This window comes from Phycicoccus duodecadis (assembly GCF_002846495.1).
Lineage (GTDB): Bacteria > Actinomycetota > Actinomycetes > Actinomycetales > Dermatophilaceae > Phycicoccus > Phycicoccus duodecadis.
In genome coordinates this window covers 2,518,288-2,542,035 of the sequence record NZ_PJNE01000001.1, presented here as the reverse complement: position 1 = coordinate 2,542,035, position 23,748 = coordinate 2,518,288, and the positions used below count along the sequence as shown (strand labels likewise).

Genomic DNA, 23,748 nt, shown 5'->3' with positions numbered 1-23,748 from the left:
AGAGGAGGCGACACGCACGGCATCCGGCTGCGGCCTCAGGGGGTGAACGCAACACGACCTGTGGAGGTGTGTTGTGACATTGAAGTTGGCTCGTCGGTTTGAGGACGCGTTCTGGCGTGAGTACCGGCTCGATGGTGACGTGCTGCGGTCCGCGGCTGTGGCTGGGGTCGGATCGAGCATCGCGGGGCGGTGGGTCCGCGAGTCTGGTGGCGTGATCAGGATGCGGGTTGCGGACTCTGGCCACCGGCTCAGCTTCGAGGAGCGTGAGGCGATCGAGGAGATGCTCGCCCGGGGCCATACCCAGGCGGAGATCGCGCGCGAGATCGGGCGGGCGCGGTCGACGATCAGTCGGGAGATCGCGCGCAACCTTCGCCCCAAGGGCCGCACCAGCGCCGGGACGGTGCGGATGCGGCCGTACTCGGCGCGGATCGCGCAGCTGAAGGCTGAGCAGCGGGCCCGCCGGCCCAAACCGACCAAGCTGTCCGGGCACCGGGTGCTCGCGGCGACGGTGCAGGCGTGGATCGGCGGGACCGAGCGGATGAGCCCTCAGCAGGTCAGCAACCGGCTCAAGGTGCTCTTCCCCGATGATGAGTCGATGCGGGTCTCCCACGAGACGCTCTACCAGGAGCTGTACGTCCAAGGCCGTGGCCACCTGCGCGCTGACCTGCACCACGCGCTTCGCACCGGTCGGGCCCGTCGGGCCCCGCGCAAGGCCGCCAAACGGCCCCGGGTGCCCGGGGAGCTGCTGATCGCGAATCGACCCAAGGACGTCGACGCCCGCACCGTGCCCGGGCACTGGGAAGGTGACCTGATCATCGGCAAGAACAGCGCCTCGGCGATCGGGACCCTGGTCGAGCGCACCACCCGGTTCGTGATCCTGCTTCACCTACCAGGGCGGCACGACGCCGAATCCGTCGCCGACGCCATCGCGCAACAGATCACCGCCCTACCCGAGCACCTGGCCCGCTCCCTGACCTGGGACCAAGGCGTCGAGCTGGTCGGCTCCCACCAACGAGTCCGTGCCGAGACCGGGCTGAGCGTGTGGTTCTGCGACCCCGCCTCGCCCTGGCAACGCGGCAGCAACGAGAACACCAACGGGCTCCTTCGCCAGTACTTCCCCAAGGGCACCGACCTGTCCGTGTACACCCAAGAAGACCTCGAGACCGTCGCAGACGGACTCAACGCCCGACCCCGCATGACCCTGGGATGGCGTACCCCAGCCGAAGCCCTCGCCGAAGTAGCCTGAAACCAACCCGTTGCGCTCACCGATTGAGACCGCCGGCCGGGATCCCTGCGTGTCGCCTCCTCTCGACCCGGCGGCTCGGCGCGCGGACGCTCGGGGCCGACGCGCGGCCAGGTGGGGGAGGATGCCCCGGTGCTGCGCTCGCTCCTGCCCGACCTGACCCCGTTCCGGGTGAGCAGCGACTACCGGCGGCTGTGGACCGGCTTCACCCTGTCGAACATCGGCTCGCAGATGGCGGTCGTGGCGATCGGCCTCCAGGTCTACGGACTCACCGGCTCGACGGCCTCGGTGGGCGTGGTGGGGCTGTTCGCGCTCGTGCCGCTGGTCGTGATGGGCCTCTACGGCGGCGCGCTGGCCGACCATCTGGACCGGCGCACGGTGGGCCTGGTGGCGACCCTGGTGGCCTTCGCGACCAGCGTGGCGGCCGCCGCCCAGGCCTGGCTGGGCTCGACCTCGGTGTGGCTGCTCTACGGGATCGTCGCGGTCTGGAGCGGGGCCTTCGCGGTGTCGTCGCCGGCCCGCTCGAGCATCTACCCGCGCATCCTGCCGCTGGAGCAGCTGCCGGCGGCCAACGCGCTGTCGGTCTTCGCGATGAACACGGCGCTCACGGCGGGCCCGCTGCTGGCGGGGGTGCTGGTCGACTGGGGCGGCTACCGCAGCGCCTACACCGTCGACGCGTGCCTCACCCTGGCCGCCCTGCACAGCCTGTGGCGGCTGCACGCCATCCCGCCCGAGCCCCACGACGAGACCGAGGGCCCGCGACGGGCCGGTCTGCGCTCGGTCCTCGACGGCTTCTCGTTCCTGCGCACCGCCCCCAACGTGCGGATGACGTTCGTCGCCGACATCGCCGCCATGCTGCTGGCCCAGCCGCGGGTGCTGTTCCCGGCGGCGGGTGCGGTGATCCTCGGCGGCGGGGCCAGGACCGTCGGCGCCCTGTACGCCGCGGCGGCGGTCGGCGGCATCCTCGCGATGCTCCTGTCGGGCCGCCTCGGTGGCGTGCGGCGGCAGGGCCTCGCCATCCTCGTCAGCGTGGCCGGCTGGGGGGTGGGTATCGCGGGCCTCGGGGTGGCGCTGCTGGCGGCCGACGGTGCGGTCTCGCGCGGGCACGCCCTGGTGGCCGCGCTGGGGGCCATGGCGTTCGCCGGGGCCGCCGACTCGGTGAGCGCGGTGTTCCGCACCACGATCCTGCAGTCGGCCGCGCCGGACCGGATGCGCGGCCGGCTCCAGGGCGTCTTCATCGTGGTCGTGGCGGGCGGCCCGCGGCTCGGCGAGCTCGCGGGCGGCGGCGTCGCGGTGCGCATCGGCGAGGGCTGGACGGCGGTGGCGGGCGGCCTGGCCTGCGTGGCCGCGGTGGTGGTGCTGGCCCTCCTCCAGCCGGGCTTCGTCCGGTACGACGCCCGGCACCCGACGCCCTGAGCCGCCCGGTCTCGACACCGCCCCGGTTGCCCGGCGGCGGGGAGCCGGGCGAGGCCGGCCCGCGCCTACGCTGGCGCCATGGACCCCCGACGCGTCGACTACACCGGTGACGGCCTCTCCGAGGACCAGCTCCTCGAGACCCCCTACGCGCAGGCCCGGGCCTGGGTCGACGACGCCGTCGAGCGGGCCCAGCACGAGAAGGACGTCTTCGAGCCGCTCGCGGTCTCGGTGGCCACGGTCGACGACGACGGCACGCCCAACGTCCGCACGGTGCTGATGCGCTTCCTCGACGAACGCGGCCCGGGCTTCGTCACCGCCCTCACCTCGGCCAAGGGGCGCGAGATCTCCGCCACCCCGCGGATGGCGCTGGCTCTCACCTGGCCCTCGATGTACCGCGCGATCCGGTTCCGCGGCACGGCGGTCGAGGTCGACCGGGCCGAGGTGATGGAGTACTGGAACTCCCGTCCGTGGGCCTCGCGGATCTCGGCGTGGGCCTCGCAGCAGTCCGACCCGGTGGCCTCGCGGGCCGCGCTCGAGGAGGCGTACGCCCGACGGGCCGCGCAGTTCCCCGACACCGGCAGCGACGACGACGTGCCGGTGCCCGACTTCTGGGGCGGCTTCCGCGTCGTGCCCGACGAGGTCGAGTTCTGGGCCGGGCGCCGCAACCGGCTGCACGACCGCCTGGTCTTCCGGCGGGTGGGCGACGGTGACCTGGCCGACGCCGCGTCGTGGGAGGTCCTGCGCCGCCAGCCCTGAGCGCCCGCAGGTCGCTCCCCGCCGGTCAGCCGGTGCGGTGGACCTTGTGCGGTGCCGCCTGGGCCCGCGGCTTGATGACCAGGAGGTCGACGTTGACGTGCGCCGGCCGGGTGGCCATCCACACGACCGCCTCGGCGACGTCGTCGGCGACCAGAGGCCCCGGCACGCCGTCGTAGACCTTGTCGGCGCGCTCCTGGTCGCCGCCGAAGCGGGTCAGCGAGAACTCCTCGGTGTGCACCATCCCGGGCGCGATCTCGGTGACCCGCACCGGCTGGTCGAACAGCTCCAGGCGCAGGGTCTCGGTCATGACGTGCACGCCGTGCTTGGCCACCGTGTAGCCGCCGCCGCCCTCGTAGGCGAGCAGCCCCGCGATGGAGCCGACGTTGACGATGATGCCGTCGCCGCCCGATGCGACCAGCGCCGGCAGCAGCGCCTTGGTCACCCGCAGCGTGCCGAGCACGTTGGTGGCGTACATCTGCTGCCAGAGGTCGACGTCGGCCTGGGCCACCGGCTCGAGGCCGAGGGCGCCGCCGGCGTTGTTGACCAGGACGGCCACGCTCGGCCCGGCCACCTCGGCCAGGCGGGCCACGTCGGCGTCGGCGGTGACGTCGCAGGCGACGGCCACCCCGTCGATCGCGGCCGCCAGCGCCTCGACCCGTTCGGCCCGACGGGCGGCGCACACGACCCGGAAGCCGTGGCGGGCGAGGAGGCGGGCGGTGGCCTCGCCGATGCCGCTGCTGGCGCCGGTGACGACGGCGGTGGGGCGGATGGCGTCGGGGGTGGGGCTGTGGCTCATCGGGGAGTCCTCACGAGGTGGCGGGGCGGGCGGGGTCGAGGGCGACCCAGGTCGACTCGGCGCGGCCGAGCAGGGTGCCGTCGGGGGCGTGCAGGGTGGTGGCCGACCAGTGCCGCCGGCCCTGCGCCCCACGCTGCCAGGCGGTGACGACGGTGGTCTCGCCGGGGTCGGGGCACCGCCACACCCGGCCGGTGACCGTGCCGAGCACCATCGGCCGGCCGGCGGCGCCCGCGGCCCACCCGCCGGGGCAGTCGAGTGCGGCCCAGACCGTGGGGACGGCCACGTCGGCCGGTGCCACCCAGGTGGTGGCGTACCGGCCGGTGCCGTCCCCGAGCGGGCCGGGCCGCAGCCCGAGACCGTCGTCGTGGTGGGTGCCACACCCGTAGCACTCGGGGGCCGGATGCTCCCGCAGCCCCTCGAAGCGGGCCTCGGCGGCGCGGGCCTCCTCGAGGCCGGCGGGGTGGGGGACCGGCTCGTCGAGCTCGGGGACGGCGGTGCCGGAGGCGACCAGGGTGTCACCGTCGAGCAGCCGCAGCACGGCGGTGCCGCTGAGCGGGTCGGGGTGGTCGCCGACCAGGGCGAGCGGTCGGCCCAAGGGGGGCGGGGCCGACAGTCGTACGGAGACGGCCGGGAGTGCGGCCGAGGTGCGTACGTGGGCGGCCAGGGCACCAGCCACCCAGCCGCCGTTGCCGGACCCCGAGGGGCCGCGGTACCGGGCGGGGACGGTCAGCTCCATCGCGACAACCTACCGACGGGCCGGTCGCTGCCGGGGTGTTGCGTGCGTCACGCCCGCGTGCAACTATCTTGACGTCAAGATATCTGGGAGGGGGAGGTGGATGGGCGAGCCGAGCGGCGCCGACGGCTTCTCGCTGCGCCGCATCGCCGTCCCGGCGTTCGGCCCCACCGCCCTCTGGTCGGTGGGTCTCGGCGCGACGATGCCGGTCGTCGCCCTCAGCGCCCGCGCCCTCGGGGCCTCGGTGGCCGTCGCCGCCCTGTTCGTGGGCATCAACACCGTGTCCGAGCTGCTGTCCGCGGTGCCGTCGGGCGTCCTGGTCGAACGGATGGGGGAGCGGCGCGCCCTCGTCCTCGCCGGGGTCGCCGACGCCGCGGCCGCCGCGCTCGCGATGGTGGCGCCGTCGCTGTGGGTCCTCGCGGTCGCGGTGGCGCTGTCGGGCCCCACCGGGGCGGTCTTCCTGCTGGCGCGGCAGTCGTACCTGACGGCCGCCGCGCCCGAGTCGATGCGGGCCCGTGCGATGTCGACCCTCGGCGGTGTGGGGCGGGTGGGGATGTTCGTGGGGCCGTTCCTCGCCGCTCCGGTGGTCGGGGTGTGGGGGCCGCAGGCGGCCTTCGGCATCGCGGTGGTCGCGGGGCTGGCGGCGGCCGCCCTGGCCTGGTCGTCACCCGACCTCGGCGTGCACCGCGGGAAGGGCTCCGACGGCGCCCCCGCGGCACCCATCCCGGTCCGCGAGGTGGTGCGCCGGAACCGGGCCGTCCTGCTCACCGTCGGGGTGGGCGTCCTGGCCATCGGTCTGGCCCGGTCGTCGCGGGTGGTGGTGGTGCCGCTCTGGGCGGAGCACGTCGGTCTCTCGGCCGCACAGACCGCTCTCGTCTTCGGCGCCGCGGGCCTGGTCGAGGTGCTCCTGTTCTACCCGGCGGGCTCGATCATGGACCGCCGGGGGCGGGTCTGGGTGGCCCTGCCGGTGACCGTGCTCCTGGGCCTCGGGCTGGTGGTCCTGCCGCTGACGTCGACCCTGGTCGCCGTCGGGGCGGTGGCCGTGGTGATGGGCGTGGGCAACGGCCTGGGCTCGGGCATCGTGATGACGCTCGGGGCCGACGCCGCCCCGGTCGAGGGCCGCGCCCCGTTCCTCGGCGTCTGGCGCCTGCTGTCGTTGCTCGGGCACAACGGGGCGGCCCTCGTGGTGGGGGCCCTGACCGCGGTCGTGTCGCTCGGCGCGGCCAGCGTGGTCGTGGGCGTGCTGACCCTGGCGGGAGGCGCCTGGTTGCTGCGCTGGCTGCCCCGCCACGACCCCCGGCGACGGCCGTCCGGCGGGAGGGCCCCCGGTTAGGCTGACCTTCGTGACCGACCTCATCGACACCACGGAGATGTACCTCCGCACCATCTTCGAGCTCGAGGAGGAGGGCATCACCCCGCTGCGTGCCCGCATCGCGGAGCGGCTGAACCACTCCGGGCCCACCGTGTCGCAGACCGTCGCCCGGATGGAGCGCGACGGCCTGCTCGCCGTGGCCGGCGACCGCCACCTCGAGCTCAGCGACGAGGGGCGCCGCCTGGCCACCCGCGTCATGCGCAAGCACCGCATCGCCGAGCGCCTGCTGGTCGACGTCATCGGGCTCGAGTGGGAGTTCGTCCACGACGAGGCCTGCCGCTGGGAGCACGTGATGAGCGACCGCGTCGAGCGCAAGATCCTCGCGATCCTCCCCGACCACCTCGAGTCGCCCTACGGCAACCCGATCCCGGGGCTCGACGAGCTCGGCGAGGTCGGCGACGTCGTCGACTTCCGCCTGGGCCTCAGCACCCTCGACGTCGTGGCCGTGCCCGAGGGCGTCAGCGTCATCGTGCGTCGCATCGGCGAACCGGTGCAGGTCGACTCCGAGGCGCTGGGGCTGCTCACCTCGGCGGGGCTGCACCCCGGCGAGCCGGCCCGGGTCCGCCTCGACGGCACCCGCGTCGTGGTCAGCCGCGAGGGCGCCGACGAGGCCACCGGCGTCTCGCTGCCGCGCGACATCGCGGCCCACGTCTTCGTCGCCGTCATCTGACCGGCACGGCCACGTCCGGCCGTGGGGCCCGGGCGGTGCGTGTTACCGAAACGTGACATCGCCGGACGCGTGACGTAGCGTAGCCGCGGAAAGCTCCCGCCCCGGAAGAGATCCTCTGTGTCCTCACATCGTCCCCCCGGCCGTCGTCGTGCGCCCGGACGTGTCCGCCGTCTGCCCGACGGCTTCCCCCGTACCGGCGCCTCCTGGGCGCTGAAGTCGGTGGCGAGCCTCGGTGTCATCGGTGGTGCGGCCGTCGCCCTCGCGGTCCCCGCCGAGCAGGCTGACGCGCAGGCCGACGGCGCCCGTGCCGCCGCGCCCGCCGCCATGGTGCTGGCGCAGCGGGCCGCGCCGCAGGCCGCGTCCCGCTCCCTCACCCGCAGTGCCCCGGCCCCTGCCGTGTCCGCCCCCACCGGCGCCGCCCCGCAGCTGCCCGACGCCGTCGGCATCGCCGGCGTGAAGGCCGTGGCCAAGCCCAAGCCCAAGCCCGAGCCCGCGCCGTCGTCCCCCGCCGGCGCGCAGTCGGCGGCCTCCGCCGCGGTGGGCTCCTGGTCGGGCACCATCACGGCCCGCTGCTCGAACATCGGGCTCATCCCCAACGCGCAGCGGCTCTGCTCCGCGGTCGACGTCACCTTCGGCCCGCCCACCATCGGGGGCCGCCGCGCCAGCAACGACGAGCACGGCACCGGCCAGGCGACCGACATCATGATCGCCAACGCGGCGCAGGGCGACGCCATCGCCGCGTGGGTCCAGGCCCACGTGAGCGAGTTCAACGTCAAGTACCTCATCTGGCAGCAGCGCTACTGGGCGCCGGGCGAGGGCTGGCGCCTGATGGAGGACCGCGGCTCACCCACCGCCAACCACATGGACCACGTGCACGTGACCATGAACTTCTGACCGTCCTGCACGGCCGACCCGGGCCCCGACCACCTCGTGTGGGCGGGGCCCGAGTCTTCTCAGAGCAACCTGAGAGACCTCTCGTGATCGTTTTGTGACCAACCCGGGTGGTGATGTTAGGTTCGCTGAGCCCGACCGACACCGGACGTCGGGCCCCGCAGATGGGACCGCCGAGTCCTGCCCCCATCCACGGGTCCTCGCGCACCACACCGCTTGGCAGGAGCGGGGGAACCACCTTCGGAGCCACTCTCACGCCTGGCTCCTCGGGGTGAAGCCGACCGGTCCTTCGGGGCCGCCGGCCGGGCAACCTCTGCCCGAACCCGACAGCTCACCCCGTAGGCACAGAGAGGTCCATCGTGTCCGAGCCCACCCGCTCCGGACGGCATCGCTCTGCCGTCCAGTACAGCCCCGTCGCGGAGCTGTCCTCCATCGTCCGTACCGCCGGTGAGACCGGCGCCCGCGCCACGGCCGTGCTGGCCGCCTCCGGTGGCCTGGTCGCCACCTTCGCGCTCCCGGCCCACGCCTCCGTCGGCTTCGAGACCTCGGCCCGTGCCGGCGCCCCGGCCGCCGGGTCCACCACCCTGTCGTCCTCCCCGCGGGCGCTCGCGGCGGCTCCGGCCGTCGTCGCCCCGCAGCCGGCCGCTCCGCTGCCCACCGAGGTCGTCGGCATCTCCGGGGTCCGCGCCGTGGCCAAGCCGAAGCCCAAGCCCAGGCCCAAGCCGGTCGTCGCCGTCGCCGTCGCCGACCGCGCGCAGTCGCAGACCGCCAGCCGGTCCACGACCCGCCGGGTCCTCAGCTCGATGCCGCAGTCCTCGAGCGCGATCGTCAACATCGCCCGCGGCCTCCTCGGCATCCCGTACGTCTACGGCGGCAGCAGCCCCAGCGGCTTCGACTGCTCGGGCTTCACCTCCTACGTCTTCCGGCAGGCGGGCATCTCCATCCCCCGCACCGCCTCGGCGCAGCAGTCGGCGGCCACCCCGGTCAGCAACCCGCAGCCCGGCGACCTCGTGTTCTTCGGCTCCCCGGCCTGGCACGTGGGCATCTACACCGGCAACGGGATGATGATCGACGCGGGCAAGCCCGGCGAGGTCACCCAGGAGCGCGCCATCTTCTCCGGCGTCAGCGGGTACGGCCGCTTCTGAGCCGCCCACCCCTGCACCGCCCGCAGCGCCCCGGACCCTCGGTCCGGGGCGCTGCGCGTCGCACGGCGGGGACGGGCGTCCCGGCGGTTCGGCTGTTCGGCCGATGGCCGCGCACTGACCGGCTCGAATCGGTCACCCCGGCTCGCGCGGAGGCGCGATGACGGGGAGCATGGAGGTGCACTGCAGGGGATCCCCACCACGGATCCAGGGACACGCACCACATGATCACGAGGACGGCTCTGTTCGTCGTCGCCTTCACGGCCTCGGTCGTGGTCGGGCGCGCGACGATCCTGCCCGAGACCGGCCTGGCGCTCTTCTGGCCGCCGGCCGGCGTCGCCGTGCTCTGGGGCCTGTACGCCGCCTCGCGCCGTGAGGTGAACATCGCCACCGGCTTCGTCTTCCTGGTGGCGGCCGTCGGCAACGGCTGGACCGGGATGCCGGTCACCACCGCCTTCTTCCTGGGCCTGGCCAACGCCGTGTTCGTCGTCGCGGTCCGCGCCGTGATGGTGGGTGACCCCGCCCGGCGCTGGTGGCACGACCTGCGCCCGGCCGCGCTGAGCAGCCTCACCGACATCTACCGCTTCCTGGCCGCGAGCGCCGTCGCGGTGACCCTCAGCACCATCCTCGGGATGACCGGGCTCGCGCTCTCGACCACGGACGTGACGTGGGAGACCACCCTGAGCTGGGTCGTGCGCAACGGGGCCGCGGTCGTCGTGATCTCCGCGCCGGGCCTGGCGGTGCGCGGCACCGCCCTGCGCAGCAGCGGTCGCGCGCTGCTCCGGGCCGCACCGCTCTTCGCGTTCACGGTGGCCCTGCTCTGGGTCGTCTTCGGGCCGGGTCGCACCCTCCCGCTCAGCTTCCTGCCGCTCGCGCTGCTGTTCTGGGCCGGGCTCCGGCTCCCCCTGCCCCTGGCCGCGGCCGAGGGGGTGCTGGGTGCCTTCACCACCCTGTACCTGGTGCGCGGCTTCGGCGGCGGCCAGTTCGGCACCATCGACGACCCGCTGGCCTTCGCCGTGACGCTGCAGTCCTACATGCTGCTGGCGGTGGGTCTGCCCGTGGTCGTGGCGACCGTGCAGCGCGAGCGCGACGGGCTGCTGGGCGAGCTGGCCCGGGCGGCCCGGTACTCCGGCACCCAGGCCGACGACCTGCGCGTCATCACCGAGACCATCCCCGACGCCGTCGTCGTCATCGACCGCGCCGGCGCCGTCCTGCTGCACAACGACGCGGCCGGGCAGTGGCTGGGTGACGGCGAGAGCTTCTTCGAGCCGACCACCTTCGTGGCGCGCCGCCCCGACGGCAGCGTCATGCCCGACGACGAACAGCCCTCGGTGCGGGCGCTCGCGGGCGAGAACGTGCGGGGTTCGCTCGTCCTCAGCGAGGACCGGTACTCCGGCGAGCACCGGCTCGTCGCCATCGACGCCGTGCCGATGCACGGGGGCGACGGCCCGGTCGACCGGGTCCTGCTGGTCTTCCACGACGTCTCCGACGAGCAGGCGCGCCTGCACGCCCTGGAGGCCGAGCGCCAGCGCACCGAGCGGCTCATCTCCGATGCCCCCCACGGGGTCGCGGTCCTCGACCTCAGGGGCCGGGTCCTGCAGGTCAACGACTCGCTGGCGGCGCTGGCCGGCCGCACCGTCGAGGACGTCGTCGGCATGGACTTCGGCGACCTCTCGCCGACCCACCGCGACAAGATGTCGGTCTACCTCCAGCGGGCCGTGGCCTTCCCCGGCGAGCTGCTCGTGGGCGACTGGACCATCGAGAGCCTCGACGGCACCGACGCCCACGTGTCGCTCACCAGCCGGGTGCTGTCGAGCCCCGACGAGGACGACGAGGTCATCCTCGTCAACGTCGTCGACTTCTCGGAGCGCCGGCGCTACGAGGAACGCCTGACCTACCTCGCCGACCACGACGCCCTGACCGCGATGCCGAACCGCCGCCGCTTCGACGAGACCCTCGAGGAGCACCTGCGGCTGTGCGCCCGCCGCGGCCCCAGCGGCGCGCTGCTGCTGCTCGACCTCGACAACTTCAAGGAGGTCAACGACACGATGGGCCACACGGCCGGCGACGAGCTGATCGTGTCGATCTCGACCGTCGTGCGGGACTCCCTCCGCGGGGGCGACCTCGTGGCCCGGCTCGGCGGCGACGAGTTCGCCGTGCTGCTGCCGGACGCGGACCAGGCCGGGGCCGAAGCCGTGGCGCGGATGCTGGTCGAGCGGGTGCGCGCGCACTGCCAGTCGCTCGACGGGGCCAAGCGCCGCGTCACCGTGAGCGTCGGGGCCGTGACCTTCGCCGCCGCCGCCCAGCAGGCCGTCGACCCGCTGGCCCTCGCCGACATGCTGCTGTACGACGCCAAGGAGGCGGGCCGCAACCAGCACGCGGTCCTCGACCCCTCGGGCACCGAGCAGCCGCGCTCCGGCGCCCGCCTGGAGTGGATGGCGCGCATCGAGTCAGCGATCGAGAACGACGCCTTCGAGCTGTACCTGCAGCCCATCCTCGACGTGCGCTCGAACCGCATCGTGGCCGCCGAGGCCCTGCTGCGCCTGGTCGACCGCGAGGGCCAGCCCGTGAGCCCCGGCCGCTTCGTGCACGTGGCCGAGCGGGCCGGTCTGGCCCCGGAGCTCGACAAGTGGGTCATCCGCCACGCCGTGGCCACCCTGTCGCGGCTGCACGAGTACGCCCCCGAGCTGGTGCTCGAGGTCAACCTCTCGGGGCACTCGATCGGTGACGAGTCGGTCGAGCGCGAGTTCGTCGAGGCGTTGCACCGGCACGGCGTCGCACCCCACAAGTTCGTCGTCGAGGCCACCGAGACCGCGGCGGTGGCCGACGTGCCCGCCGCGCGCGCCTTCAGCCAGCGCCTCGGCGCGATGGGGACCCGCGTCGCCATCGACGACTTCGGGGCCGGCTTCGGCTCCTTCTACTACCTCAAGCACCTGCCGTTCGACATCGTCAAGATCGACGGCGAGTTCGTGGCCGGGGCGCACACCTCGGCGGTCGACCGGGCCATCCTGCGCTCGATCGTCGGCGTCGCCCGCAACCTCGGCAAGGAGACCGTCGCCGAGTTCGTGGCCGAGGCCGCCGTCCTCGACGTCGTGCGCGAGCTCGGCGTCGACTACGCCCAGGGGTACTACATCGGTGAGCCGGTGCCGTTCGACACCTTCGTGTCGCGCCACCTCGACGGCGGCACCTCGAGCTGGACCACGTCGGGATCACTCGCAGCGGACAGCCCGTCCGCCCTGCTGGTCGGAGGAGACCTCGCATGAAGAACAAGCGTCGGCTCGAGCGGGGGGTCGGTGTCGTCGTCCTGGGGATGGCGCTCGGGGCCGCCCTGATGTTGTGGTTCGGGCTCAGCCTGAGCGACCCCGACTCCCTGCGGCGGCCCAAGGAGGGTCTGGTCTTCGGTCTCTGGAGCGTCCTGTACGACACCCAGGCGCCCTCGACGCGGCTCATCCTCGTCGCGGTGGCCATCGCGCTGCTGCTGGCGGCCGGGGTCGCCGGGGTCGAGCGCCGCATCGCCACCCGCTACCGCCGCTCCGACGACGTCCGTGCGACGCCGCTGGCCCCCAAGCCGGTGATGGCCCGCACCGCCGGTGTCTTCCACGGCGAGGTGACCGTCACCGTCCTCATCCCCGCGCACAACGAGGCCGACCGCATCGCCGCGACCATCCGCTCGCTGCTCGAGCAGCACGACCGCCCCGACCGCGTCATCGTCGTCGCCGACAACTGCACCGACGGCACCGAGGAGATCGCGGAGCGGATGGGCGTCGAGGTCCTGCGCAGCACCGACAACGTCCACAAGAAGGCCGGCGCGCTGAACCAGGCCCTCAAGCGGCTCCTGCCCGGCCTGGGCGAGAACGACTGCGTCATGGTGATGGACGCCGACACCGTGCTCGACCAGGGCTACCTCAGCGTGGTAAGGGCCCGGATGACCAGTGACCGCGCGCTGATGGCCGTCGGCGGCCTCTTCTACGGGGAGGAGGGCGGCGGCCTGCTGGGCCAGCTGCAGCGCAACGAGTACACGCGCTACAGCCGCGAGATCCGCCGCCGTCGTGGCCGGCTCTTCGTCCTCACCGGCACGGCGTCGGTCTTCCGTTCCGGCGCCCTGCGCGAGGTCGCCGAGCAGCGCGGCCGCGCCCTGCCGGGCCAGCGCGGCGACGTCTACGACACCGCGGCCCTGACCGAGGACAACGAGCTCACCCTGGCCCTGAAGTCGCTGGGCGCTCTGATGATCTCGCCCCAGGAGTGCTCGGTCGTCACCGAGGTCATGCCCACCTGGGGGGCCCTGTGGGCCCAGCGCCTGCGCTGGCAGCGCGGGGCGCTCGAGAACCTCGGCTCCTACGGGCTGACCCCGCAGACCCTGCGGTACTGGGCCCAGCAGCTCGGGATCGGCTACGGCGTGGTGGCGCTCAGCTCGTACTTCGCGCTCATCGTCGTGATGAGCCTGGCCCTCGACCATGCCGTGCTCTTCCCGTTCTGGTTCGGCGTCGGCGCGGTCTTCGTCGTCGAGCGCATCGTCAGCGTGTGGCGCGGAGGCTGGCGCGCGCGCATCCTCGGCGCGCTGCTGATCCCCGAGCTGGTCTACGCCACGGTGCTCAACGTCGTGTACGTGCGGGGCGTCCTCGACATCCTCACCGGCAAGCGGGCGCAGTGGCAGCACGTGGTCAAGGCCGCCGACGGACGCGTGCTGGTCGAGAACGGGGAGCGCCGATGAGCGCCCTCGTCCCCGCCGGGATCGTCCTGCCCGAGTCGGTCCTCGCCACCCCGTGGTTCGCAGTGCTGACCGTGTTCGTCGCGATCAACACCGTGATGTACCTGGCCCTGGCCGTCGGCAAGATCCTGCCGAAGCTCTACCCGAGGGACTGGCTGCCCCGTCGCTACGCGCGCGACCGGACCCGCAGCATCCACCCGGACGCGGGGCACTGAGGGCGTGGGCGGAGGCTGACCGACCGCGCCCGCCCGGGAGGGCCTACGCTGCGGAAGCGGTCGTTCAGCGAGGAGCGAGGAGCACAGCCATGGTCGAGGTCCAGGTCGCCGGCGGCGTCGTGAGCGGCGTGACCGAGGGCGGCGTCAGCCGTTTCCTCGGCATCCCGTACGCCGCAGCCCCGTTCGGCGAGAACCGGATGCGGCCACCCCGGCCCGTCACGCCGTGGCAGGGGGTCCGTGACGCGACGGCGTACGGCCCGACCGTCCCCAAGGGCGACTACCCACCGCAGTACCAGAAGCTCTTCCCCGAGCAGGTCATCCCCGGTGAGGAGTGCCTGAACCTCAACGTGTGGGCCCCCGCGGAGACCGCCGGCGCCGCCCGCCCGGTCCTGGTGTGGGTCCACGGCGGCTCGTTCATGAACGGGTCGGGTTCGGTGCTCGCGTACGACGGGTCGGCGTTCGCGCGCGACGGTGTCGTGTGCGTGACCATCAACTACCGGCTCGCCGCCGACGGCTTCCTCTTCACCGAGGGCGACGCCGAGCAGGGCCTGGCGAACATCGGGCTCCAGGACCAGGTCGCGGCCCTGGCCTGGGTGCGCGACAACATCGCGGCGTTCGGCGGCGACCCGGGGCGGGTCACCGTCGCGGGGGAGTCCGCCGGGGCGATGAGCGTGACGACCCTGCTGGCGATGCCGAGCGCGCGCGGCCTCTTCCAGCAGGCCATCACGCAGTCGGGGGCGGCCGCGCACACCCTCACCCCCGAGGTCGCCGCGACCGTCGGGCGCACCCTCGCCGCGTCGCTGGGCGTCGAGCCGACCCGGGAGGCGCTCTCCCGGGTCGAGATCCCCCGCCTGACCCGGGCTGCCGCCGACCTCGTGGTCGAGGTGCAGACCAGGCCCGACCCGGCGACGTGGGGGGCCCTGGCCCTCAGCCTGCTCCCCTTCGCCCCGGTGGCCGACGGCACGGTCCTGCCCGAGCACCCGCTGGCGGCCTTCGCCGGCGGCGCCTCGTCCGAGGTGCGGGTCCTCGTGGGCTCGAACCGGCAGGAGTCCCGTCTCTTCCTGGTCGCCCCCGGCGCCATCGACCACGTCGACGAGCCGACCCTCCAGGGGGGCGCGGCCGCCTACGGTCTGGGCCCCGAGGGGTTGCAGACCTACCGCGACCACCACGAGGGCGAGTCGCCCGGCGACGTGATGGCCGCCGTCGTCACCGACTGGTTCTTCGCCGTCCCGGCCATCCGGCACGCCGAGGCCCGCGAGGACGGGGGCGGCACGACCTGGGCCTACCGGTTCGACCACCCGTCCCCGGAGGCGAACCACCGCCTCGGGGCCGTGCACGCGGTGGAGATCCCGTACGTGTTCGACACCATCGGCCTCGCCCAGAACGAGCCGCTGATCGGCCCCGACCCCGACCCGGCGGTAGCGGCGACGGCGCACCGCGTGTGGGTCGACTTCGTGACCAGCGGCGACCCCGGCTGGCCCCCGTACACCCGCGGGGCGCGCACCACCGGCATCATCACCGACGTCGTCACCGTCACCGACGACCCGGACGGCGACGAGCGAGCCCTCTGGGACGGCATCCGGTAGAAGCCCACGGCGACATGCAGGAGCTGGTAGGACGGCTGAGCGCCCTCGACCCGGAGTCCGGCGAGGGGCTCAAGGTCATCGGGTACTTCGACACGCTGATCGCGGCGTCGGCCGGTGCGGACGCGGTGCTGCGGGGCGCCGCGGTGCTCACCGGCGCGGTCGCGGGCGCCTCGTGGCCGGGGGGCGGGCTGCGGGTCGCCCCCGACGGCCGGCGCCTCGACCCGCGCCCCGACCTCGTCGCCGAGCCCGGCTGGCCGGCCCGCCCCGCGGCCGACGCGCACGTGTGGGTCGAGCGTCAGGGCCCCGCCCATGCGAACGACGCCCTCGTGGTCGAGCGGTGCGCCCTCGCCCTGTCCCTGGTGCGCCATCGCCACCACGAGCGCACGCTGTCACCCGTCGCCGTGCTCGTGGACGGCGAGCGCCCGGCGGCCGAGCGTGAGGCCATGGCCGTGCGGCGGCGGTTGGGCGCGCGGGTGCGGGTCGTCGCCCATCCGGCGGAGCGGGCCGTCGCGGGGTCCTCGGTCGTGCTGGCCACCGAGCACGGCCCGGTGCGCGCCGCCGTGGTCGGCCCCGGCGACCCCCCGGGGGACCTGAGCGGCCCGGTGGGGCGGGGCACGTGGGGCGGGGTGCTGCACCTGCCGCGGTCCTGGGCCGAGGCGCAGCTGGCCCTGCGCGTGGGCCGCGCACGGGGCGGGGCGGTCGACGCCGAGGAGCTGGGCGCCCTTCTGGAGGCGGCCGACGCGCTCGACCGCCGGGCCACCCCGCATCCGGACGTCGACGCCCTGCACCGCCTCGACCCCCGCTCGCTCGAGGTGCTCGACGCCGTCGTCGAGTCCGACAGCCTGCGGCAGGCCGCCGCCACCCTGGGGATGCACCACTCGAGCCTGGCGTCGCGACGGGGGCGGCTGGCCGAGGAGCTCGGGTACGACCCGGGGGGTCCGCTCGGCGGCGCCCGCTACCGGGTGGCGCGGGTCGCGCACCTGCTGCGCGTGGGGACGCCCGCGCCTCCCACCGGCTAGCCGCGGGCCGGCACCGCGCGAATGGCGGATGCCCTCGCCCGGATCGGCCCCGTCTGGCGGGTGCGGTGGGCGGTCGGCGTCGCGGACGATGGACGCACGCGTCACACCGTGGTGACGCAGGACGAAGGAGACCGCCGATGGCCACGACCGTGCCCCGCCCACCGTTCGACCCCGAGCTCGAGGCCGTGCTCGTCGCCCTGGCCGACGTGCTGCCGAGCAGCCTGACCCCCGACATGATCCCGGCCCTGCGCCAGCCCCTCCCCATCGACGTCCCGGTCGACGAGGTGCTCGCGGAGGCGGGGGTGCGCCGCACCGACCACACGATCCCCGGGCACCAGGGCGACGAGATCGAGGTCACCGTGCTGGAGGCGGAGGGGCGTACGGGGCCGTCCCCGGTCGTGTTCCACACCCATGGCGGCGGGATGATCATCGGCGACCGGTTCACCGGGCTGCCGCAGTTCCTGCCGTGGATCACCGAGCTCGGCGCCGTCGTCGTGACGGTCGAGTACCGCCTCGCGCCCGAGTACCCCGACCCCTTCCCGGTGGAGGACTGCTACGCCGGCTTGGTGTGGACCGCCGACCACGCGGACGAGCTCGGCCTGGACCTCGGGCGGCTGCTCATCGCCGGCGCCAGCGCCGGTGGCGGCCTCGCCGCCGGCACCGCGCTGCTCGCCCGCGACCGTGGGGGGCCGGAGCTGGTGGGCCAGCTGTTGATCTACCCGATGCTCGACGACCGCGACGCGACGGTGTCGACCGCGCAGATCGACGGCGTCGGCGTCTGGGACCGGACGAGCAACATCACGGGATGGTCGGCGCTGCTGGGCGACCGGCGGGGGACCGACGACGTCTCGGTCTACGCGGCCCCGGCGCGGGCCACCGACCTCTCGGGGCTCCCGCCCGCGTACATCGACTGCGCCACCGCCGAGGTGTTCCGTGACGAGGACGTGGCGTACGCGACCGCCCTGTGGCACGCCGGCGTGCAGGCCGACCTGCACGTGTGGCCCGGCGGCTTCCACGGCTTCGACCTGATGGCGCCGCACACGGCCGTGGCCCAAGCCATGACCGCGACGCGCAACGCCTGGGTGGCCAAGACCCTCGCCGGCTGAGGTCCGGCGCGGTGGGTCCCCAGCCAGTCCGACGGGCCTACCGCGCCGCGGCCCGGCCTCAGCCGCGGCCCATCGCGTAGAACTCGGGGTTGGGCCGCATCTCGGTGACGTTGGCCATCCGGTTCGACAGGCCGAAGAACGCGGCGATGGCGGCGATGTCCCAGGCGTCCTCGGCGGTGAAGCCGTGCGCGGCCAGCGCCTCGTGGTCGCTGTCGTCGATGGTGTGCGAGGCCGCGGTGACCTTGAGCGCGAAGTCCAGCATGGCGTGCTGGCGCGGGGTGATGTCGGCCGTGCGGTGGTTGACCGCCACCTGGTCGGCGACCAAGGGGTCCTTGGCGCGGATCCGCAGGATGGCGCCGTGCGCGACCACGCAGTAGAGGCAGTGGTTGTGGCTCGAGGTGGCCACCACGACCATCTCGCGCTCGGCCTTGCTCAGCGTGCCCGGGCCCTCCATGAGCGCGTCGTGGTAGGCGAAGAACGCGCGGAACTCGTCGGGGCGGCGGGCCAGGACGAGGAACACCGACGGGACGAACCCGGACTTCTCCTGCACCGCCAGGATGCGGTCGCGGATGTCGTCGGGCACCTCCGTGAGGTCGGCCAGGGGGTAGCGGGTGGCTGCGCTGATGCCGGTCATGGTGTCGTCGCCCTTCTCGCGGTCGTGCCGGGCTCCCGAGTATCGCCGAGGGGGCGGGTGTGCGGGCCGGGGTGAGCGGGTCCTCGACCCCAGGGTCACGTCAGCCGATGAGGTGCTCGATCGCCAGCTGCTGCAGCCGCACGAACCCGAAGTCGCGCTCGCCGGCCTTCTCGGGGTCGAAGCCGTCGTCGGCGGCGAGGAAGTCCTCGACGGACTCGCCGGCGTCCAGGGTCGGGCGCGCGAGGTCGAGCACGCCGGCGTACTCCATCGCCTCCTGGACCCGGGGGTCCGCGCGGAAGGCCCGGGCCTTGTCGGCGAGCAGGAGGTAGGTCGACATGCAGGCCTTGGCCGACTCCCACACGCCGTCCAGGTGCTCGGTGCGCGAGGGCTTGTAGTCGAAGTGGCGCGGGCCGTCGTAGCGCGGGCCGTCGGGGTGGCCCGGGAACCCGTTCTCGATGAGGTCGACGGTGAAGAAGGCCGAGGTCAGGTCGCCGTGGCCGAAGACGAGGTCCTGGTCGTACTTCAGGCCGCGCTGGCCGTTGAGGTCGATGTGGAACAGCTTGCCGCTCCACAGCGCCTGGCCGAGGCCGTGGGTGTAGTTGAGGTTGGCCATCTGCTCGTGGCCGGTCTCGGGGTTCAGGCCCACGATGTCGCCGTGCTCGAGCTCGGCGATCAGGGCCAGCGCGTGCCCGGCGGTGGGCAGGAAGATGTCGCCGCGCGGCTCGTTCGGCTTGGGCTCCAGCGCGATGCGCAGGTCGTGGCCCTGGGCCTTGATGTAGCCGGCGACGGTGTCGAGACCCTCCTTGTAGCGCTCCATCGCCGAGTAGACGTCCTTGGACCCGTCGTACTCGCTCCCCTCGCGCCCGCCCCACATGACGAACGTCGTCGCGCCCAGCTCGGCGGCGAGGTCGACCGCGTGCAGCACCTTGCGCAGGCCGAAGCGCCGCACCCCCCGGTCGTTGCTCGTGAGGCCGCCGTCCTTGAAGACGGGGTGGCTGAAGGTGTTGGTGGTGACCATCTCGATGACCAGCCCCGCGGCGTCGGTCGCCTGCCGGAAGCGCGAGACGATGCGCTCCTTGGTCGCGGCGTCGGCGTCGAAGGGGAAGACGTCGTTGTCGTGGAAGGTCACGCCCCAGGCCCCGAGCTCGGCGAGCTTCTCGGCGTACTCCCACGGGTCCAGGGCGGGGCGGGTGGGCCCGCCGAACGGGTCCGTCCCCGTCCAGCCCACGGTCCACAGGCCGAACGAGAACTTGTCCTCGGGGGTGGGGCGTCGCACCACGGTGTGCTCCTTCGTCGTATTTGTTGTGTGACAAAACATAATCACCGGAGTCGGCTATCGTCAACCCCGTGTCGTCGGCCCCCCCGCCCCCGGCCCGCTGGCCCGGGAGGCCGGCGGGGGGCGCGTCGCGGGCCACCCAGTCCTCGGTGCGCGAGGCGAACCTCGCGCTGGTGGCCGCCACCGTGTGCGCCTCGGCGGAGCCGGTGTCGAGGGCCGAGGTGGCCGGCCGCACCGCGATGACGCGGTCCACCGTCTCCCGTCTGGTCGACGAGCTGGTCGGGGGCGGGGTCCTGGACGAGCTCGAGCCGGGGACGACCACCGGGCGCGGACGCCCGGCCACGCCCCTCACGCCGGGGGCGCGGGTCGCGGCCCTGGGGCTCCAGGTCGACGCAGGGTTCCTCGCGGCCCGGGTCCTCGACCTGCGCGGGCGCGCGGTGGCCGAGCGGGTGGCCCCGGGCTCCTTCGTCGGGTCCGAGCCCGCGGGCACGCTCGCCCGTCTGCGCCGGCTGGCCGAGGAGGTGGTCGCCGACGTCCCGCCCGGGGTACGGCTGGCCGGCGCCGGGCTGGCGTTGCCGGGACTGGTCTCGCCGGCGGGGACCGAGCTGCTGCTGGCGCCCAACCTGGGGTGGAGCGACCTGGGCGTCGCCGACCTCCCCGTCGTGGCCGGGATGGTGCCGCGGCTCGGCAACGAGGCCGACCTCGCGGCCCGGACCGTCGCGCAGGTCGCACCGGGCCGGCCCGGGCACCTGACCGACTTCGTCTACCTCTCCGGGGAGGTGGGCATCGGTGGCTCGGTCGTACTCGGGGGCGCCGGCATGCCGGGCCGGCACGGGTGGGCCGGCGAGATCGGTCACGTCACCGTCGACCCGGCCGGGCCGCCGTGTCCCTGCGGGTCCACCGGCTGTCTGGAGCGGTACGTGGGGCGTGAGGCCCTGCTGTCGGCGGCCGGGCTGCCGCCCACGGCCACGGGCCGCGACCTCGCCGACGCCGCGCGCGCGGGGGACCCCACGACGCTCGCGGCGCTGCGCCGGGCGGCCTGGGCCCTGGGTGTCGTGCTGGCCGGGGTGGTCAACGTCCTCGACATCCCGGCCGTCGTGGTGGGCGGCCTCCTGGCCGAGGTCGGCGACCTGCTGCGCCCCGAGCTCGAAGGCCACCTGCGCACCCGTGCGCTCTCGGCCCGCTGGGTCGCCCCCGTGGTCTCCTCCGGGGGAGAGATCCCGGCGGCCGGGGCGTCCGGGGCCGCGCTGCGCGAGCTGGCGGCGGTCCTGGCCCACCCGGCCGCGTGGGTGGCGGCGGCCTCCTGACCCGAGGGTGGGCGGCCGGCCGCGGCGACACCCCCGGACCTGCTGCGAAACTGTTGCGCAACGGGCATCATGTGGGGGTGGCACGCCGGCAGAGCTCCTCCCCGTCCATGGGCGCGGTCGCGGTCGCGGCCGGCGTCTCGAAGTCGACGGTCTCGCACGTGGTCAACAAGACCCGGCCCGTGGCGCCCGAGACGGAACAGGCGGTCCTCACGGCGATGGCGCGGCTGGGGTACGTCGGCCCCGGCCACACCGGCTCCGACCCGGACGCCATGACCATCGGCATCGCCATGTCGGCCATGACCAACCCCTACTTCGGCACCGTGGTGCAGGCCATGGACCGTCGCGCCATCCTCGACGGCTACTCGCTCGTGCTGGCCGACCCCCACGACGACCCCGCCAACGAGGTCCGGGCGATGACGGACCTGCTGCGCCGGGGCGTCAGCGGCGTCATCCTGGCGCCGTCCGCCGACCCCTCGGCGGCGCTCGCCTACGCCCGTCACAACGCCGTCCCCGTGGTGCTGATCGACCGGTTGCTGCCGCTCGGCCTGGACCAGGTCGGCTCCGAGAACGTCGAGGCCACGGCCGCCCTGGTCGCCCATCTCGCGGGGCACGGGCACCGCCGGTTCTGCTTCGTCAGCCCGCGGCCCGGGCTGACGACGACCCAGGAGCGCTGGGACGGTTTCCGGCTCGGTCTCCAGCGGCACGGCTGTGCGCCGGAGGTGCCCGTCCTCGACGGCCTCGACAGCGAGCGGCTCGCGGTGCAGCTCCGCACCGCCCTGGACGGCCCCGACGCGCCCACCGCGGTCGTCTCCGGCAACAACCAGGCGACCATCGAGCTGATGAAGGCGTGCCGGCGGCTGGGGCTGAGCATCCCGGGCGACCTGGCGGTCGCGGTGTTCGACGACTTCGAGTGGGCCGACATCTTCCACCCCCGGCTGACCGCCATGGCCCAGGGGACCTCGGCGATCGGGGCCCAGTCGATCGAGCTGCTGACCCGGCGACTCAGCGACCCCGGGACCCCCGCGCGCACCGTCCGCATCGAGGCGTCCCTCGTCATCCGGGAGTCGTGCGGCTGCGACTGAGCCGTCGCAGCCGGTCGCTCCTTCACCGCGCCCGGGGCGCCCTCTCGGTCACTTGATGGCGCCCATCGACAGCCCGCGCACGAGCTGCTTCTGCGCCACCCACCCGGCCAGGATCACCGGCAGCGCGGCGATGGTCGACGCGGCCGACAGGACCGCGAGGAACTGGCCGCGCCCGTCGACGAACGAGCCGAGGAACGGCGGCGTCGTGCGGGCGGCGGAGGAGGTCAGCAGGGTCGCGAGGAAGTACTCGTTCCAGCTGAAGATGAAGGTGATGAGGGCGGCCGAGGCGACCCCGGGCAGCACGAGCGGCAGCGCGACCCGGAAGATCTCGCGGCCGAGCCCGGCACCGTCGACCCGGCAGGCCTCGATGATCTCGAAGGGCACCTCGAGGAAGAACGAGCGCATCATCCACACGGCCACCGGCAGGTTGACCCCGGCGTAGATGACCGCCAGCACGTAGACGTTGTCGAGCAGCCCGAGGGTCTTGAGGATCATGAACAGCGGCAGCACGACCGCGGCCAGGGGCATGAACCGCGTGGAGATGAAGAACGTCAGGGCGCCCTCGACGTTCTTGACCCGCCGGATCGAGAGCGCGTAGGCGGCGGGGATCGCCAGGACGACGACGATGATGGTCGCCGTGACCGAGGCGGTCACCGAGTTGATGAGGTACCCCTGCATGCCGCGGTCCATCGCGAGCCGGTAGCCCTCGGTCGAGGGGGTGAAGAAGAGCTTCGGGTGCGCCGACGACGCGACCGCCTCCGGCTTGAAACCGTTGAGGACCATCCAGAAGACCGGGAAGAAGAAGACGAGTACGAGCACCCAGGTGAGCACCGTGACGAGACCGTTCCTGGTCGCCCTGGTCATCGCGAACCTCCTGCCATGAAGACCTTGAAGAGGGTGCGCAGCGCCACCGTCGCCACGATGATCGTGAGGATCACGGTGACCACGCCGTAGGCCGCCGCCTGCCCGACGTCGAGCCCGATGAAGGCGCGCTCGTAGAGGAGGTAGGCCAGCGTCTTGGTGCCGCCGGTCCCCTTGGTGAGGATCGCGATGGGGTCGAAGACCTGCAGGATGATGACCGACCCCAGCAGCACCCCGATCTCGACGTACATCCGCAGGTGCGGCAGCGTGATCCAGGTGAAGGTGCGCCACGCCCCCGCCCCGTCGACCTGCGCGGCCTCGAGGATGCCCCGGTCCTGGCCCTGGAGGCCGGCCAGCAGGATCAGCATCATGAACGGGGTGAACTGCCAGGTCAGCACGATGACGACGCTGGCCAGGGGGTGGTCGGTCGACCACGCGACGACCGGCAGGTGCAGGGTCCGGCTCAGCCAGTCCAGCATCCCGATGGTGGTGTCGAACATCGAGTACTTCCAGATGAGGGAGGCCGCGGCCGGCATCACCAGGAAGGGCGTGATCATCAGCGTGCGGGCGAGGGCCCGGCCGCGGAAGTCGCGGTCGAGGAGGACCGCGAACGCCAGGCCGAGGACCACCGAGAGCGCGACGGAGAAGGCGGTGATGAGCACGGTCGCCACGATCGAGGGCCCCAGGTCACCGGAGGTGAGCGCCGAGGCGTAGTTGCCCAGACCCGTGAACCCGCGGTCGTCGGGGTAGAGCAGGTTCCACCGCAGCAGCGAGAACACGATCGTCACGACGAACGGGACCTGCGTCAGCAGGACCAGGACGACGACGGCGGGGAGCAGCAGGCCGCGGGCCGACCACAGCTCCTTGGTGTTCACCCGTCGTGCCGGGGTGGCCGGGCGGGCCTGGACGGTGCGGGTCTCCTCGACGGACATGGT

At 73.8% G+C, this 23,748-nt stretch carries 21 protein-coding genes and 1 riboswitch; of the genes, 15 read left to right on the top strand and 6 right to left on the bottom strand.

Going from position 1 to position 23,748, the window contains the following annotated elements; genetic code table 11:
• The first annotated feature begins 58 nt into the window (after nt 1–58).
• The 3 genes from ATL31_RS11835 (at nt 59) to pdxH (ending at nt 3,415) form a co-directional block, all read left to right on the top strand.
• Nucleotides 59–1,246 (top strand): IS30 family transposase, encoded by a 1,188-nt coding sequence (locus tag ATL31_RS11835; protein WP_425440338.1) that lies wholly within the window; start codon nt 59–61, stop codon nt 1,244–1,246.
• 129 nt (nt 1,247–1,375) lie between these two features.
• Nucleotides 1,376–2,659, top strand: a complete 1,284-nt coding sequence (locus ATL31_RS11830; RefSeq protein WP_342749469.1) for an MFS transporter — start codon at nt 1,376–1,378, stop codon at nt 2,657–2,659.
• Between the two features lie 78 nt (nt 2,660–2,737).
• Nucleotides 2,738–3,415: a pyridoxamine 5'-phosphate oxidase gene (gene pdxH, locus ATL31_RS11825; protein ID WP_101395944.1), complete on the top strand. Its 678-nt coding sequence runs from the start codon at nt 2,738–2,740 to the stop codon at nt 3,413–3,415.
• A gap of 25 nt (nt 3,416–3,440) precedes the next feature.
• Here pdxH and ATL31_RS11820 read toward each other — a convergent pair whose 3' ends face one another.
• Together ATL31_RS11820 and ATL31_RS11815 are read right to left on the bottom strand one after the other, a co-directional pair.
• Nucleotides 3,441–4,211 (bottom strand): SDR family NAD(P)-dependent oxidoreductase, encoded by a 771-nt coding sequence (locus tag ATL31_RS11820; RefSeq protein WP_101395943.1) that lies wholly within the window; start codon nt 4,209–4,211, stop codon nt 3,441–3,443.
• 10 nt (nt 4,212–4,221) lie between these two features.
• Complete coding sequence (locus ATL31_RS11815; protein ID WP_211284022.1) at nt 4,222–4,947, bottom strand: hypothetical protein; 726 nt, start codon at nt 4,945–4,947, stop codon at nt 4,222–4,224.
• A gap of 100 nt (nt 4,948–5,047) precedes the next feature.
• Here ATL31_RS11815 and ATL31_RS11810 point away from each other — a divergent pair, with 100 nt between their 5' ends.
• The 10 genes from ATL31_RS11810 to ATL31_RS11765 all read left to right on the top strand — a co-directional run bounded on the left by ATL31_RS11810 (nt 5,048) and on the right by ATL31_RS11765 (nt 17,653).
• Nucleotides 5,048–6,277, top strand: a complete 1,230-nt coding sequence (locus ATL31_RS11810; protein ID WP_101395942.1) for an MFS transporter — start codon at nt 5,048–5,050, stop codon at nt 6,275–6,277.
• Between the two features lie 10 nt (nt 6,278–6,287).
• Nucleotides 6,288–6,986 (top strand): iron-dependent transcriptional repressor DtxR, encoded by a 699-nt coding sequence (locus ATL31_RS11805; RefSeq protein WP_101395941.1) that lies wholly within the window; start codon nt 6,288–6,290, stop codon nt 6,984–6,986.
• Between the two features lie 219 nt (nt 6,987–7,205).
• On the top strand, nt 7,206–7,880 hold the full coding sequence (locus ATL31_RS16960; protein ID WP_101395940.1) for a VldE C-terminal domain-containing protein: 675 nt from the start codon (nt 7,206–7,208) through the stop codon (nt 7,878–7,880).
• A 194-nt stretch (nt 7,881–8,074) separates the two neighbouring features.
• Nucleotides 8,075–8,234: riboswitch (cyclic di-AMP (ydaO/yuaA leader) on the top strand.
• Between the two features lie 2 nt (nt 8,235–8,236).
• Complete coding sequence (locus tag ATL31_RS11795; protein ID WP_101395939.1) at nt 8,237–9,022, top strand: C40 family peptidase; 786 nt, start codon at nt 8,237–8,239, stop codon at nt 9,020–9,022.
• A 221-nt stretch (nt 9,023–9,243) separates the two neighbouring features.
• A complete protein-coding gene (locus ATL31_RS11790) occupies nt 9,244–12,282 on the top strand; it encodes a bifunctional diguanylate cyclase/phosphodiesterase (RefSeq protein WP_101395938.1) in 3,039 nt (1,012 codons plus the stop codon).
• Nucleotides 12,279–13,730 (top strand): glycosyltransferase family 2 protein, encoded by a 1,452-nt coding sequence (locus ATL31_RS11785; RefSeq protein WP_101395937.1) that lies wholly within the window; start codon nt 12,279–12,281, stop codon nt 13,728–13,730. The genes ATL31_RS11790 and ATL31_RS11785 overlap by 4 nt, the downstream gene beginning before the upstream one ends.
• Nucleotides 13,727–13,942, top strand: coding sequence for a hypothetical protein (locus ATL31_RS11780; protein WP_245862363.1), 216 nt, complete (start codon nt 13,727–13,729; stop codon nt 13,940–13,942). The genes ATL31_RS11785 and ATL31_RS11780 overlap by 4 nt, the downstream gene beginning before the upstream one ends.
• An 89-nt stretch (nt 13,943–14,031) precedes the next feature.
• Nucleotides 14,032–15,528 carry a carboxylesterase/lipase family protein gene (locus ATL31_RS11775; RefSeq protein WP_101395936.1) on the top strand — a complete coding sequence of 499 codons (1,497 nt, stop codon included), beginning with the start codon at nt 14,032–14,034 and terminating at the stop codon, nt 15,526–15,528.
• Nucleotides 15,529–15,542: 14 nt separating this feature from the next.
• A complete protein-coding gene (locus tag ATL31_RS11770) occupies nt 15,543–16,547 on the top strand; it encodes a CdaR family protein (RefSeq protein ID WP_101395935.1) in 1,005 nt (334 codons plus the stop codon).
• 137 nt (nt 16,548–16,684) lie between these two features.
• Nucleotides 16,685–17,653: an alpha/beta hydrolase gene (locus tag ATL31_RS11765; protein ID WP_101395934.1), complete on the top strand. Its 969-nt coding sequence runs from the start codon at nt 16,685–16,687 to the stop codon at nt 17,651–17,653.
• Nucleotides 17,654–17,711: 58 nt separating this feature from the next.
• Here ATL31_RS11765 and ATL31_RS11760 read toward each other — a convergent pair whose 3' ends face one another.
• Nucleotides 17,712–18,287: a peroxidase-related enzyme gene (locus tag ATL31_RS11760; protein ID WP_101395933.1), complete on the bottom strand. Its 576-nt coding sequence runs from the start codon at nt 18,285–18,287 to the stop codon at nt 17,712–17,714.
• Between the two features lie 100 nt (nt 18,288–18,387).
• A complete protein-coding gene (gene xylA, locus ATL31_RS11755; protein ID WP_425440339.1) occupies nt 18,388–19,605 on the bottom strand; it encodes a xylose isomerase in 1,218 nt (405 codons plus the stop codon).
• A gap of 29 nt (nt 19,606–19,634) precedes the next feature.
• Here xylA and ATL31_RS11750 point away from each other — a divergent pair, with 29 nt between their 5' ends.
• Nucleotides 19,635–20,870, top strand: a complete 1,236-nt coding sequence (locus ATL31_RS11750) for an ROK family protein (protein ID WP_101395931.1) — start codon at nt 19,635–19,637, stop codon at nt 20,868–20,870.
• A 77-nt stretch (nt 20,871–20,947) separates the two neighbouring features.
• The gene (locus ATL31_RS11745; RefSeq protein WP_211284021.1) at nt 20,948–21,952 is read left to right on the top strand and encodes a LacI family DNA-binding transcriptional regulator; all 1,005 of its coding nucleotides are present in this window, start codon (nt 20,948–20,950) and stop codon (nt 21,950–21,952) included.
• A gap of 48 nt (nt 21,953–22,000) precedes the next feature.
• Here ATL31_RS11745 and ATL31_RS11740 read toward each other — a convergent pair whose 3' ends face one another.
• Complete coding sequence (locus ATL31_RS11740) at nt 22,001–22,816, bottom strand: carbohydrate ABC transporter permease (protein WP_101395930.1); 816 nt, start codon at nt 22,814–22,816, stop codon at nt 22,001–22,003.
• The gene (locus ATL31_RS11735) at nt 22,813–23,745 is read right to left on the bottom strand and encodes a carbohydrate ABC transporter permease (protein WP_101395929.1); all 933 of its coding nucleotides are present in this window, start codon (nt 23,743–23,745) and stop codon (nt 22,813–22,815) included. The genes ATL31_RS11740 and ATL31_RS11735 overlap by 4 nt, the downstream gene beginning before the upstream one ends.
• Nucleotides 23,746–23,748 lie beyond the last annotated feature (3 nt).

What these genes read in the sequence shown, in the direction of transcription:
- pdxH (WP_101395944.1), top strand. Translation starts at nt 2,738, where the DNA reads ATGGACCCCCGACGCGTCGACTACACCGGTGACGGCCTCTCCGAGGAC.
- ATL31_RS11820 (WP_101395943.1), bottom strand. Translation starts at nt 4,211, where the DNA reads ATGAGCCACAGCCCCACCCCCGACGCCATCCGCCCCACCGCCGTCGTC.
- ATL31_RS11815 (WP_211284022.1), bottom strand. Translation starts at nt 4,947, where the DNA reads ATGGAGCTGACCGTCCCCGCCCGGTACCGCGGCCCCTCGGGGTCCGGC.
- ATL31_RS11810 (WP_101395942.1), top strand. Translation starts at nt 5,048, where the DNA reads ATGGGCGAGCCGAGCGGCGCCGACGGCTTCTCGCTGCGCCGCATCGCC.
- ATL31_RS11790 (WP_101395938.1), top strand. Translation starts at nt 9,244, where the DNA reads ATGATCACGAGGACGGCTCTGTTCGTCGTCGCCTTCACGGCCTCGGTC.
- ATL31_RS11785 (WP_101395937.1), top strand. Translation starts at nt 12,279, where the DNA reads ATGAAGAACAAGCGTCGGCTCGAGCGGGGGGTCGGTGTCGTCGTCCTG.
- ATL31_RS11780 (WP_245862363.1), top strand. Translation starts at nt 13,727, where the DNA reads ATGAGCGCCCTCGTCCCCGCCGGGATCGTCCTGCCCGAGTCGGTCCTC.
- ATL31_RS11775 (WP_101395936.1), top strand. Translation starts at nt 14,032, where the DNA reads ATGGTCGAGGTCCAGGTCGCCGGCGGCGTCGTGAGCGGCGTGACCGAG.
- ATL31_RS11770 (WP_101395935.1), top strand. Translation starts at nt 15,543, where the DNA reads ATGCAGGAGCTGGTAGGACGGCTGAGCGCCCTCGACCCGGAGTCCGGC.
- ATL31_RS11765 (WP_101395934.1), top strand. Translation starts at nt 16,685, where the DNA reads ATGGCCACGACCGTGCCCCGCCCACCGTTCGACCCCGAGCTCGAGGCC.
- ATL31_RS11760 (WP_101395933.1), bottom strand. Translation starts at nt 18,287, where the DNA reads ATGACCGGCATCAGCGCAGCCACCCGCTACCCCCTGGCCGACCTCACG.
- xylA (WP_425440339.1), bottom strand. Translation starts at nt 19,605, where the DNA reads ATGTTTTGTCACACAACAAATACGACGAAGGAGCACACCGTGGTGCGA.
- ATL31_RS11740 (WP_101395930.1), bottom strand. Translation starts at nt 22,816, where the DNA reads ATGACCAGGGCGACCAGGAACGGTCTCGTCACGGTGCTCACCTGGGTG.
- ATL31_RS11735 (WP_101395929.1), bottom strand. Translation starts at nt 23,745, where the DNA reads ATGTCCGTCGAGGAGACCCGCACCGTCCAGGCCCGCCCGGCCACCCCG.